General features: G+C 71.0%; 10 protein-coding genes. 5 read left to right on the forward strand and 5 right to left on the reverse strand.

What is annotated here, in order from left to right; all coding sequences use genetic code 11:
* Positions 1-103: 103 nt before the first annotated feature.
* The 3 genes from ABZX96_RS35045 to ABZX96_RS35055 form a co-directional block, all read right to left on the reverse strand.
* Positions 104-1,870: a thiamine pyrophosphate-dependent enzyme gene (locus ABZX96_RS35045; RefSeq protein WP_355552635.1), complete on the reverse strand. Its 1,767-nt coding sequence runs from the start codon at positions 1,868-1,870 to the stop codon at positions 104-106.
* A 148-nt stretch (positions 1,871-2,018) separates the two neighbouring features.
* Positions 2,019-2,438: a CBS domain-containing protein gene (locus ABZX96_RS35050; RefSeq protein WP_355552637.1), complete on the reverse strand. Its 420-nt coding sequence runs from the start codon at positions 2,436-2,438 to the stop codon at positions 2,019-2,021.
* 438 nt (positions 2,439-2,876) lie between these two features.
* The gene (locus tag ABZX96_RS35055) at positions 2,877-3,365 is read right to left on the reverse strand and encodes a hypothetical protein (protein WP_355552662.1); all 489 of its coding nucleotides are present in this window, start codon (positions 3,363-3,365) and stop codon (positions 2,877-2,879) included.
* A gap of 183 nt (positions 3,366-3,548) precedes the next feature.
* Between ABZX96_RS35055 and ABZX96_RS35060 the strand changes: the two genes are divergently transcribed.
* Positions 3,549-4,082 (forward strand): YcxB family protein, encoded by a 534-nt coding sequence (locus tag ABZX96_RS35060; protein WP_355552640.1) that lies wholly within the window; start codon positions 3,549-3,551, stop codon positions 4,080-4,082.
* Between the two features lie 244 nt (positions 4,083-4,326).
* Positions 4,327-7,686, forward strand: a complete 3,360-nt coding sequence (locus ABZX96_RS35065) for a S8 family peptidase (RefSeq protein WP_355552643.1) — start codon at positions 4,327-4,329, stop codon at positions 7,684-7,686.
* Positions 7,687-7,875: 189 nt separating this feature from the next.
* Here ABZX96_RS35065 and ABZX96_RS35070 read toward each other — a convergent pair whose 3' ends face one another.
* Positions 7,876-8,697 carry a hypothetical protein gene (locus tag ABZX96_RS35070; RefSeq protein ID WP_355552645.1) on the reverse strand — a complete coding sequence of 274 codons (822 nt, stop codon included), beginning with the start codon at positions 8,695-8,697 and terminating at the stop codon, positions 7,876-7,878.
* A gap of 593 nt (positions 8,698-9,290) precedes the next feature.
* Positions 9,291-10,337 (reverse strand): hypothetical protein, encoded by a 1,047-nt coding sequence (locus ABZX96_RS35075; RefSeq protein WP_355552648.1) that lies wholly within the window; start codon positions 10,335-10,337, stop codon positions 9,291-9,293.
* Positions 10,338-10,727: 390 nt separating this feature from the next.
* Here ABZX96_RS35075 and ABZX96_RS35080 point away from each other — a divergent pair, with 390 nt between their 5' ends.
* The 3 genes from ABZX96_RS35080 (at position 10,728) to ABZX96_RS35090 (ending at position 12,613) form a co-directional block, all read left to right on the forward strand.
* Positions 10,728-11,228, forward strand: coding sequence for an RICIN domain-containing protein (locus tag ABZX96_RS35080; RefSeq protein WP_355552651.1), 501 nt, complete (start codon positions 10,728-10,730; stop codon positions 11,226-11,228).
* A 411-nt stretch (positions 11,229-11,639) separates the two neighbouring features.
* The gene (locus tag ABZX96_RS35085; RefSeq protein ID WP_355552654.1) at positions 11,640-11,945 is read left to right on the forward strand and encodes a putative quinol monooxygenase; all 306 of its coding nucleotides are present in this window, start codon (positions 11,640-11,642) and stop codon (positions 11,943-11,945) included.
* 245 nt (positions 11,946-12,190) lie between these two features.
* On the forward strand, positions 12,191-12,613 hold the full coding sequence (locus ABZX96_RS35090) for a VOC family protein (RefSeq protein WP_355552665.1): 423 nt from the start codon (positions 12,191-12,193) through the stop codon (positions 12,611-12,613).
* Positions 12,614-12,861 lie beyond the last annotated feature (248 nt).

Raw genomic sequence — 12,861 nt, forward strand, 5'->3', positions numbered from 1 at the left:
TGAAGGTAGCCGTCTTTCCGTTTGTCATTGTTCATGGTGTCTCGGTTCTCCCTCTCGTTTCTCCTGTTGACCGGCCCGGCCCCGCCCCCGGCTTCCGGACCGCCTACTTGCCGAGCTGCTGGATGCGGTCCTTGGCAAGGGTGGTGGCGATGGTGGCCCGGCGGGGCTGGCCCTTGACGAAGGCCTCGGCGAACTTCTTGGCCTGGTCGTACTCGATCTTGCCGGGCATCGGGGGCTCGTCCGGGTTGACGTCGACGTCGACCAGGGAGGGGCCCTTGTGCGCCAGCGCTTCCTTGATGGCCTTGGCGACTTCCTTGCCCTTGGTGACCTTGACGCCGAAGCCGCCGCAGGCCCGCGCCCAGGTGGAGAAGTCGGCGACCGGTTCCTGATAGCGCACGCCGTGTTCGGGATAGCCGAGGACCATCTGCTCCCACAGGATCTGGCCGAGGGAGTTGTTGTTGTTGATGACCACGGTGATGGGCAGCTTGGCCTGGACGGCGGTGAGGAAGTCGGCCATGAGCATGGAGAAGCCGCCGTCCCCGACGTAGGCGATGACCTGGCGTCCGGGGTGGGCGTGCTGGATGCCGATGGCGTACGGGAGGCCGGGTGCCATGGTGGCGAGGTTGCCCGACAGGTAGAAGCCGCGGTTGCGGCGGATGGTCCAGTGCCGGGCCGCCCAGGTGGCGATGGTGCCGCTGTCGCAGGTGAGGATGGCGTCGTCGGAGGCCAGGTCGTCGATGACGCTGACGACGTACTGCGGGGCGATCGGGCTGCGCTTGGGGTTCTCCAGCGCCTCCATCTTGCCGCGCCACTTGTCCATGGCCTTCTGGAACTTCTCCAGGTGTTTGCGGTCCTTCTTGCGGTCCAGCAGTGGCAGCAGCTCGCGGAGCCCCTCCTTGGCGTCCCCGATCATGGGGACCTCGGTCGGCATCCGGGCGCCGGCCCGGGCGGGGTCGGCCTCCAGTTGGACGGTGCGGACCTTGCCGGGTTCGGGCAGGTGCTGGGTGTACGGGAAATTGGTGCCGATCATGAAGAGGGTGTCGCACTCTTCGATCAGTTCCTCGCCGGGCCGGGTGCCGAGCAGACCGATGCCGCCCACCGCGAACGGGGAGTCGTCCGGGATGACCGCCTTGCCCGGCAGGGTCTTGATCACCGGGGCGCCGAGGGTGTCGGCCACGGCCAGCACCTCGTCCCGGGCGTGCAGCGCGCCGACGCCGGCCAGCAGGGCGACCTTGTGCCCCGCGTTGAGCACCTGGGCAGCCGCCCGTAGGTCGGCCGCGCGCGGGACCCCTGGTGGCGGGAGGTAGATGGGCGCGGTGACCGGCGGCCGGGCGGGCGCCACGTGCTGGTACGGATCGGCGTCCGCGTTCGCCACCTGCACGTCGTTGGGGAACGACAGGTGCGCCACGCCGCGCCGGGCCAGGGCCGTACGCACCGCGATGTCCACCACGCCCGGGAGCTGGGCGGGGTTGTCGACGATCAGGTTGTACTCGGCGAGGTCCGCGTAAAGGTGCTCGACGTGCACTTCCTGCTGGTAGCCGGTGCCGAGCACCGACGTCTCCTGCATGCCGGTGATCGCCAGGACGGGGGTGTGGTCGAGCTTGGCGTCGTACAGGCCGTTGAGCAGGTGGATCGCACCGGGGCCCGAGGTCGACAGGCACACCCCCAGCTTCCCCGTGGCCTTGGCGTACCCGGTGGCCATGAAGGCCGCCGCTTCCTCGTGGCGCACCAAGAGGAAGCGGATCTTGTCGCGATGCCGCCGCAGGCCCTCCATGATGCCGTTGATGCCGTCCCCGGGCAGGCCGAAGACAGTGTCTACCCCCCAGTCGATCAGGCGTTCCACCAGTGCTTCGGATGCGATGCGTGGCATGGCGTCGTCCGGCTCCGTTTCCTGTCGTCTTCCTGCGGTCTTCCTGCGGTCTTCCTGTGGTCGTCCTGCGGTCTTCCTGCGGTCGTCCTGCGGTCTTTCTGACGTCTTCCTGCGGTCGTCCTGACGTCTTCCTGTCGTCCCGGCCGGACTACCGGTTCGACTTGGCCGCGCTGATGTCGCCGAGGGCCGATCCCGGGTCCTTCTCCATGGCCAGGTCGCCCAGGGAGACGACGCCCACGGCCTGGCCGCCGTCGACCACCGGAACCCGCCGCACGGAGTGCTCGCGCATCACCTGCGCCGCGCGCTTCAGGTCCTCGTCCGGTCCGACGGTGACCAGGTCGCTGCTGCACACGCTGCCCACGGTGGTCTTCTTCGTGTCGCTTCCGTCGGCCACCGCGCGGACGACCAGATCGCGGTCGCTGACCAGTCCGCGGAGCTTGTCGCCCTCGGCCACGAGGACGGCGCCGATGTTCTGGTCGCGCATCTGCCGGGCGACGGCCTCCACGGACGTCTGAGGCTCGACGGTGACCGGGGCGCTGGTCATGATGTCGCGGACGTGCTGGGGCATGGGGTACCTCCGGGTTACGGACGGGTGGTGCTCGGGTCGCCCCGCCGGGTACCCGGCCGGTGGCCGGGTGAAAGCCACCCTTCGCCCGGATGGGGGCGGGTTGCGCCGGCCGGGCGTCCGCCGGATGCGGCAGGTCAGCGGTATGGATGCGGACGAGTCGCAGGTGCGGACGCGGCAGGTGAGCGGTGTGGGTGCGGACGAGCCACCGATGCCGACGCGGCAAACGAACAGTCCGGACGCGGACAAGCCACCGACACCGACGCGGCAAACGAACGACCCGAACGGAGCAGACGCACGCGCACCTCAAACGCGGCAGCCCAGCGCGGCAGACCAGCACCCCGAACGCACCCGACCAACAGCCCGACCGCAGCCAACCAACCGCCCGACCGCAGCCGACCACCCACAGCCGCCCCCTCACAGATCAGCGGCCCGCCGCCATCACGTCCGCCCCTCCCCCTCCTGGACCTCCTCCAGAACGGGAACGGCCGGCTCGGTCATCCAGTCGGCCCGGAGCACCCGGAAGCCCGCGTGCTCGTAGGCGGCACAGACCTGCTCGTCGTCATCGACCACCAGCGCGATGGAACGCTCCTGGGTCAATTGCTCCAGCAGCCGCAATTTGGTGACGCGGGCGGGACGACGATCACCTTCGCCCCGCATCAGCAATTCCCCGGGCGGCAAACCGTGCCGGTCGAGCCATCGCAGGGTGTCGGCGCGGCAGCGTTCCGGTCGCCCGGTGACATAGGCGATGTCGCATTCCGCGGCCATCCGCATTGCCACAGCAACGCCCTCGGTCAGCGGCGGGTCGTCCATGGCTGCACCGAAGAAAGCGTCCCAGTCCCGTGGCTGCCGCTGGAGGAACGGCAGGCGGTGCCGGACGTCGGCCAGCGTTCCGTCCAGGTCGAATACCGCCAAGGGCCGGGCGGTCATCGGCATCCTCGATCCACCTCGCGTCGGAAGGTCGCGGACCCGCGGAGGCCCAGCCCCGCGGTCCGGCAAAGCCGTGGATTCATGGAAAGCCCCACCCGCCAATCCCCACCCCACCGGGAAATTTCCGCCACCACCCTGCCGCTATGCTTTGCCTCTGCAATTACTGTATGTATTGAGGGGCGCATGACCACCGAACAACACGCCGGCACCAGGATCGAGCTGTCCTACGGACCGACGATCGAGGATTTCCGGGAAGCCCTGCGGGCCCATGCGCGGGTTTCCGCCTCCCGGCGGCGGGCGAAGTGGCTGATGATCGCGTCCGCCGGTTTGGTGCTGTTCACGGTGGCCTTGTCGTTGACGGCCGAGGGGCCCGTCGACCTTCCCATTCCGGTGATGGTCATGCCGGTGGTCTTCCTTTTGGTGATGCTGGGCCTGCCATGGCTCCAGGCCCGTCAGTTCCACCGCCTCTCGGCGGCGGGGGGCGAGTGCCGGACGGTGGTGGACGGGTCCGGCGTCACCGTGACGAACCAGCAGCAGTCCAGTGTCCAGACCTGGCAGGCGATGCCCCGTTACGCCGAGACCAAGCGCGTCTTCGTCCTCTTCAGCGGGGACAGGAACGCGTCCGCGCTCACGATCCTGCCCAAGCGCGGGGCGAACTCGGCCGCCGACGTGGACCGAATGCGCGCCGTCTTCGACCGCCACCTGACCCGCGCCTGACGCCTCGCGGCAACCACCTCCGCCCCAGCCGTCCACCCCTCCACCTCACAGACGAAACCACAGGCGAAAAACACCGCACAGCCGGAGAACACCCCCTCGGGCGCAAAATCCCCACTGGCCAAAAACGCCCCAACTGACGTGTTCCCACCCGGTGTTGTCCACCCGTACCAGGCCCGAACATACTTCCCCCGGGGCCCGCGGAGGCCCCGCTTTCGCGGTGAACTTCAGTCACCTGGGGGGAAGTTTGCGCACCAACGTCAGAAGACTCGGCGCCGTCGCGGTGGCGACCGCGGCGGCCGTGGCGCTGGCGGCGGGCATGACCGCCCCGTCGGCCGGCGCCCAGCCCGACAACGACGCAGGGGCAGGGGCCGGGGCCGGTACGGCCACGGCCGCCAAGGCCCGCACCGGCCCCGTCGCGCACTGGATCACGTTGATCACGGGCGACCGCGTGGCGGTGGACGACACCGGGCGTCCGGTCACCGTGCGGCGCGCGCCGGGCCGCGACCGGCTGCCGCTGAGCGTGCGCAGCGTCGACGGCCACCACTACGCGGTGCCGCTCGACGCGCAGCGGCTGATACGCGAGGGGCGCCTCGACCCGCGCCTCTTCGACCTCACCTTGCTCAGCCGTCCGGAGTACCGCGCCGCCGAGGCGGACGGGCCGCGGCTGATCGTCGGCTATCGGGGCGCCGCCCCCGAGGTGAAGCGGGAGTTACGCGCCGCCGGGGACACCGAGATCCGGCGCACGCTCCCCAAACTCAACGCCGAAGCGGTCACCGCCGATCACGAACAGCCCGGGAAGGTGTGGGAAGCGCTCACCAACGAGCCCGCGGGCGGCGGCAGCGACCGCACCGCCGCGGCCGGGGTGGCCCGGGTGTGGCTGGACGGCGTCCGCACGGTCCGGCTGGACCAGAGCGTCCCGCAGATCGGCGCGCCCACCGCCTGGAAGGCCGGTTACGACGGCAAGGGCACGAAGATCGCCGTCCTGGACACCGGCGTCGCCCAGAACCACCCGGACCTCGCCGGCCAGGAGATCGCGGAGAAGAACTTCTCCGACGCGGCCGACAACCAGGACCGGTACGGCCACGGCACCCACGTCGCCTCCATCGCCGCCGGAACCGGCGCCAAGTCTCAAAGCAAGTACAAGGGCGTGGCCCCCGGCGCCCGGATTCTGGACGGCAAGGTCCTGGGCGACGACGGCGCCGGCAGCGACTCCGGCATCATCGCCGGCATGGAGTGGGCCGTCGCGCAGAAGGCGGACGTGGTCAACCTGAGCCTCGGTGGGTCGGACGCGCCCGGCATCGACCCGCTCGAAGAGGCCGTCAACCGGCTGAGCGCCGCCTCCGGCTCCCTGTTCGTGATCGCGGCGGGCAACAGCGGCCCCGGCCGCATCGACACGCCCGGCAGCGCGGAGGCCGCGCTCACCGTCGGCGCCGTCGACAAGAAGGACCAGCTCGCCGACTTCTCCGGCACCGGCCCGCGGACCGGCGACGCCGGTATCAAGCCCGACCTGACCGCGCCCGGCGTGGACATCGCCGCCGCGGCCTCCCCCGGCAGCCTCATGGAGCAGGAAGCGCCGCCGGTCGCGGACGGCTACCTCGCGGGCTCCGGCACCTCCATGGCCACGCCGCACGTCGCCGGTGCCGCGGCGATCCTCAAGCAGCGCCACCCGGACTGGAGCGGCGAGCGCATAAAGGCGGCCCTGACCGCGTCCGCCGCCCCGCACGCCGGCTACTCCGCCTACCAGCAGGGCACCGGCCGGGTGGACGTGGCCAAGGCGCTCACCCAGACCGTCGTCGCCGAGCCGGTCTCGGTGAACTTCGGTACGCAGCAGTGGCCGCACGCCGACGACAAGCCCGTCACCAAGCAGCTCACCTACCGCAACCTCGGCTCCGCGCCCGTCACCCTCGACCTGTCCCTCACCGCCACCGGCCCCACCGGCAAGCCCGCCCCCGAGGAGACGTTCCGCCTGGGCGCGCGGCAGGTGACGGTCCCCGCGGGCGGCACCGCTCAGGTCCCGCTGACCGCCGACACCCGCCCCGGCGGCAATGACGACGGCGCGTACACCGCGTACGTCCTCGCCCGCGGCGGCGACCAGACCGTCCGCACGGCCGCGGCCGTGGTGCGCGAGGTCGAGTCCTACGACGTCACCTTCCGCCACCTCGGCCGGGACGGCGCGCCCGCCACGTCCTACGACACCTCCCTGACGGGTATCGCCGGGCTGGGCCAGGGGCAGACGTTCACGCCCTTCGCCGCCGACGGCACCGCCACGGCGCGGCTGCCCAAGGGGCGTTACCTGCTCAGCACCTACATCCTGGGCGCGGCAGGAACGGGTGAGGACTGGCTGGTCGCGCCCAACCTGACGGTCACCAAGGCCGCCACGGTCACGCTGGACGCCCGTACCGCCAAGCCGGTGGACATGACCGTCCCGGACCGCCACGCCGAGCAGACCAACGCCTTCACCGACGTGGAGGTCGCCGACGGCAGGTACGCGCACGGCTCGTGGGGCGACAGCTTCCAAGGGCTGCGGACCGCGCACGTCGGGCCGAAGGCACCCGCGGGCGAGGTGCGCCAGCAGTTCATCGCGAACTGGGGCCGTGGGGTGGAAGCCGGGTACAACCTGGCGTACGGGTGGCCCGTCACCACCGTGAAGACCGGGTTCGTCAAGCACGCCCGGCCCGGCGAGCTCGCCAAGGCCGAGGTCCGGCTCGGCTCCTCGGTCACGCAGACCCTCGGCATCGCCCTGCCCGTTCCGTCCACGGGGAGCGCCATCACCGTGACGGCGGGCGAGTTCCGCGCGCTGCCGTACCTGACCACCCAGTACGTCAACGGGGTCGGCGCCAAGTGGTCGTTCGGCTTCAACGAGGTGACCCAGGAGCTGGACCCGATCGCCAACTACGGAACGGAAGAGACCGCCTACAAGCCGGGCGCCTCCTACCGGCACACCCTCAACGTGGGGGTCTTCGGGCCGGCGTTGGGCGACCGGCTCGGCCTGTTCCGCGAGGGCGACCGGATCTACGGCGCGCTGCCGGTGTTCGCCGACGGCGAGGGCCACTCGGGCGACGTGCGCTACGACAAGGTCACCACGAACCTGTACCGGGACGGCGTGTGGGTGAGTTCCAACAAGGACCCGCTGACGGGCGCCGCCTCCTTCAAGGTCCCGGCGGGCAGGGCGCACTACAAGCTCTCGACCACCGTCGTCCCGAGCAAGCACACCGCCGTCAGCACGGAGGTGCGCGCCACCTGGACCTTCTCCTCGGCCCACACCACCGCGCCCACCGCCCTCCCGGCGACCGCCGTCCGCTTCACCCCGGCCCTCGCCCCGGACAGCACCGCCAAGGCGAAGGCCAGGACGACCGTGCCGATCACCGTGCAGGGCTCCGCGGCGGGCTCCGGGCTGAAGGCGCTGACGGTGTACGTGTCCTACGACGGCGGCGCGCACTGGCAGAAGACGGCCGTCCACGGAGGGAAGAACGGCGGGAAGAAGCTCAGCGTCACCGTGCGCAACCCCGATGTGGGCAAGGGCATTTCGTTCAAGGCGTCGGTCACCGACAAGCGCGGCAACACCCTGACGCAGACGATAGTCAACGCCTATCGGGGGAAGTGACGACGTGATCACGGGCGACCGCCCCCGGGCAGGCACCAACCGCACGCCCGTGAACGCACCCCCGTGACCACACGCCCGTGAACGCACCCCCGTAACCGCACGCAGGTGAACGAGCAGCGTGGCCGGCCGGCCCTCGGAGGTCCGGCCGGCCACGTGGGCGGTCAGTGGTCAGTGGTCAGTGGTCAGCGGTCAGCGGCACTTGCCGCGCAGCCACTGCGCGTAGTCCTTGGTCCAGGACGTGGCGACGCGCTGGGGGTTCTGGGCGAGCGTGCTGCTCCAGCGGCCGTGGTTACCGGCGGCCGACGGCGGCGGTTCCCGCCAGGCGACCGTGTCCACCCACACGGGGTGCCGGGTCCGGGTCGCCGACAGGCCCGCGGCCCGAAGCCGCTCGTCCAGTACGGGTTTCAGTGCCTTGTCGTGCGTGTAGATCAGGATCTCCTGCGAGGCGATCCGCCGCTTGATGGGGACGATGACCTGGCGCCAGCCCGCTTCCCGCACGGACGCGTTCCGGCTCAGCAGAAACTTCCGGGTCTCTCCCTTGAGTTCCACCAGTCCGACGAGTTTCCTGGCCTTGAGCTGGTCCAGCCAGTCCCGGAAGGTGTGGACGGTTTCGCCCCGGTACGGGCCCCGCGTGATCGTCCGCCCGTGGAGGCGATCCGCACCGGTGGACCACCGGACCGCGGTGACGGACCGCTCGCGACCGGAGAGCCCGTACGTCGTGGGGTTGTGCCACATGACGCCCTCGGCCGCGTCGCGGGTGAGTTGCAGGTCGCCTTCCACACCTGCCGCGCCCCACGCCTTCATCTGGGACAGGGCGCGCGTGTTGTTCGGCTGACGGATCTGGTCACGTTGCCGGGCATTGGCCCCGGACGGATAACCGCCGTGCCCGAATATCTTCGGGCAGGCGGGCAGGGCGCGGGACGGAGTCGCGGACGCCGACGCGGGTGCGGCAAGGGTTCCGAGCACCAGTGTCGTGAAGACGGCGCCTACGCCCAGGTGGTGGAGTCTCATCGCGTTCTCTCCTCTTCGTCCTGACGCGCGGGGAAGGTGCGCGCCTGTTGCGGAGCGGTGGGCCCGGAGAAGAGAGCGGCCAAAGCCTCTCTCACCCGCGGGCATGGGATGTCATCGGATGTCTCGATAAAGGTTGGGCGGCAGGGGCCGTTGTGGCCTGTGCGGTGCTGCCAGAATGACCCGCCACCGGCCGGGGCGGCGGCACAGGCTCGGCCGAACGGGTTACCGGGGTCCCCAGGTGACGTGGTCCGGCATGGCCGGTCGAGGCAGGCTTCCGCAGGCAGCGCGGCGACACGACGTCGAGATCGAGATCGGGATCGGGATCGGGATCGTGTCGCCGCGGATCGGGCCGGGGAAACCGCGCCGGGATCATCGGCAGGTCAGGCCTGGGAGGCCGAGCCGGGATCGTCAGCAGATCAGGCCCGGGAGACCGCGCCGCCATCGTCAGCAGGTCAGACCCGGGAGACCGCGCCGGGACCCTCGGCAGCCGCGGACCAGCCGCGGATCAGCCCCGGAAACCCGTCTCGTGATCGTCAGCACCCACTGACTGATCAGGCCGGAAACACCGTGCCGAAATCGTCGGCAGCCGCGGTTCAGACCCGGGACACCGTCCCGCACGAGTCGGCCGGTTCCTTGCTCAGGTCCCTGCTGCGGTCGTACGGGTCCACGGCCTCGCCGCTGGGCTCGGGGCCGTCGGGTGCGTCCGTGGCGAACATCGGGTGCAGGAAACCGTCATCGCGCGCGCAGGAGGAATTGGAGGCCTCGTGCTGGTACTGCCCCAGGCCCAGCTTTCCCGGAGTGTTCTGGTAGCGGGCGGGGTCGGTGAACTCCAGGTCCAGTTGCCTGCGCACGATCGTGCGCGTCACCTCGTGCGCGCCGACCCGCGCCTTCACCACCGGGTAGACGAAGGTGTAGTCGGCGTGGATCACGAGAGTGCCGTCCTTGTCGTCGGCCTCGTAGGTCATCCGTCCCCGCGTCTTGACGATGTCACCGGCCGGCCGCACCTCGGTCGGGTCGAAGCGGGAGAAGAACGACAGCGGATCGTGCTCCGCGCCCGGGCTGCGCAGTGCCTTCCGCATCAGTTCGAGCGTGCCGGGCTGCTGGGGATCGGTCAGCTCCAGGGCCGCCTTCGGCTGTCCGCCGCTCAGCGTCGTCGGGTCGAGGTTGGCGCTGACGAGCCACTGCTTGGCCTGGCGCAGGGCGCGGGCGACCTGTTCCTTGTCCATCCACCCGGTGGCCTTGGCCGGGGGCAGGACGATCCCGGCCGGGCCGTCCGCGTACCGCTCGGCCGGGGAGCCGGCGAAGGGGCGCTCCAGCGTGGGCGTCGCGTTGCCCGCCTCTTGGCCGGGGGCCGCGGTGGGGGCTGCCGTCTCGGGCGGCAACGGGGCGGCGGCGACCGTGTCGTTGTTTCCGGACAGCCGCGCGCGGATGTCGCCCGGGTTGACGACCCAGACGGCGCCGGCGGCCACCAGCAGTGCGGCGGCTCCCATGGCGGTCCGGCGCCGCCGCCGCGCCGCCCGCCCGTCCATCTCCCGCCACGCGGGCCCGGTCCGCCACCCCTCGGGCTCCGCGCCCGACCGGTCACGCTTCTTCTTGCCCTCGCCCGACGGTGTATCCGACGCCGGCGTCTTACGGCTCACAGTCTCGTTCTCTCGTTCCAGGCGACCGCCCGGAGCGGCAGGTGTGCTGGTCAGCCGGCCGGTTCGGGCGTCGACGATGAAAGATCAACATCTACCCTCCGGCCCTGCTCCCCCACAAATCAGGGCACCTCCGGCACCGTGCCGGGCCGTGTGCTGGGCAGGGTGACCGCGGCGCTCTTCTGACTGCTCCGTGGGCGGGCGACGGCCGCGTGAACAGTTCGGCCCCGTGCCCCCGTGCCGCGTCACACCCACGCACCTCCCCGACGCATGTCCTTGCCCTCGGCCGTATCCCGTTCGGCCCCCTCCCGAAGGCTGGGAACGGCGAACCGGGCCAGGCTGGAGGCGACAGCGCGCCCTCCAGGGAGCCCCGTTCCACCAAGGAAGAACCTCATGCGCATACACGCCGCACTCACCGCCGCGGCCCTGGCCGCCACCGCCCTCCTGGCCACGGCAGGCCCTGCCGGGGCGGACGCCCCTTCCGATGAGTGGCAGTTCCAGCTCAAGACCCTCGCGAACAAGTGCGTGGACGTGAAGGACAACTCCACGGCCGATCGCGCCCCGATCATCCAGTACGGCTGCCACGGTGGCCGCAACCAGCAGTTCAGGGTCAAGTCGCTGGGCAACGGCGAAGTGTTGATCAAGTCGCTCATCGGCAAGTGCCTGGACGTGGAGGACAACTCCACGGCCGACCACGCGCCGGTCATCCAGTACAGCTGCCACGGCGGCCCCAACCAGCGGTTCCGGCCCGTGGTCACGCCCAACGGAACCTCGGTGATCAGAACGAGTGCGGGCAAGTGCCTCGACGTCAAGAACGGCAGCCTGGACGATGACACCCTGATCACCCAGTACACCTGCAACAACACGCCCGCCCAGCGCTTCAAGCCCGCCTGAGCACACCCAGTCCGGTCACGGCCCCGCACTCCACGCGGCACGATCGCGGGAGACGAGGCCCTGACAGGTGGGCGGGCAGCGGCGGGCCGACCAGCCGACGGGTTCGTTCGGTGGGTTCGTTCGTTGCGCCCGCCCACTGGGCTTCACAGGGCGCGCGGCTTCTCCGACGCTGCCCCGCGGTGATCACGCCCGCGCACCACACAGCCGGATCGGCGCCCCCGCGCCGCGCTCCCCGCGCCCGCGCCCCCTAAAACCGACATCAAGGTATGTTCGGCATGGCGTTCGGCAAGGTGCTGCCGATGGGGGGCGCGCCTTTCCGCTGCCGCGCATCGCGTCGTCACCGCCCAGCCGTAACGTCAATTCACCAACATCAAGCGATGTTTGCTGATATTTACCGTTACGGAGATACCCATGCCCATCGTCGTCGCCACGATCAAGACCCAGCCGGGCCAGACCGAAACCGTCCTGAACGTCTTCCGCGCCCACGCACCCGCCGTCCACCAGGAGGACGGCTGCCTCCTGTACGCCGTGCACTCCGGCCCCGACCGGGTTGTGGTGGTCGAGAACTGGGCCGACGGCGCCGCTCTGGACGCGCACTCCCGCGGCCCGGCGCTCGCCGCCATCGCGGCCGGGGTGTCCGACCTGCTCGCCGAACCGATGGACGTGGCGGTGCTGGAGCCGGTGGCCATGGGCGACCCGGCGAAGTCGACGCTGTAACGCCTCGCCCCGCGCTGAGGGACTCCCAAGAGCCCCGAAGGAACGCGCGGCGTGTGCCGGACCCCCGCCTACGACTTCGCGCCGAGCCGGTGGCTCCTCTCGCCATCGGTACGGGGGTGCGGCACACTCCGCACGTACGCCTGCGGGGGCGAGGCGGCCTACGCGTACGCCTACGGGGCACGCGTACGCCCGCGCCCGTTCCCCGGCTCGTCGGCTCCGACATCCAGCAGCAGAGAGGCAGCGGCATGGACTGGACGCTCGAAGTGATCGTCGTCCCCGTCTCCGACGTGGAGCGGGCCATGGAGTTCTACCGCGACAAACTCGGCTTCCGGCTCGACCACGACACGCGGGTCAACGACCAGGTCCGGATCGTCCAACTGACCCCGCCCGGCTCGGGGTGCTCCATCGTCATCGGCGAGGGCGTCTACGAGGTCGGCGGTGGCGAGGCGCCGGCACCCGGTTCGTACCGGGGTCTCCAACTGGTCGTCACGGACATCAAGAGGGCCCACGCGGAACTCACCGAGCGGGGCGTCGAGGTCTCGGAGATCCAGCAGCTGGGGCAGGGGGACGGGGCCACCTTCATGTTCTTCAAGGACCCCGACGGCAACGCCTGGGCGGTGCAGGAGTTCGTCCAGCGCGAGACCCGACCGCTGCGCGACACGCTCTGATCCCAGCGGCACCGAGGCGGCGGCCCTGACGGGTCCGTGGGGCATCCGCCCGCGGGTTTCCGTCAGGGCCGTCCTCCGGAAAGCAACCCTCGCGGGCACCCGCTCGCGCATGGCCCGGGCCATCGGCAACGGCACGGCGTGCGGCGCGGGCGCCGGGCCGCTCCGGCCGCCGCGGGGGGGGGGGGGGGGGGGGGGGGGGGGGGGGGGCCGGGGGGGGCGCGGGGGGGGGGGGGGGGGGTTGGTGGGGT

Origin of the sequence: Streptomyces sp. NPDC003077, from assembly GCF_040611095.1 — a bacterium.
In the GTDB taxonomy this organism is placed as follows: domain Bacteria; phylum Actinomycetota; class Actinomycetes; order Streptomycetales; family Streptomycetaceae; genus Streptomyces.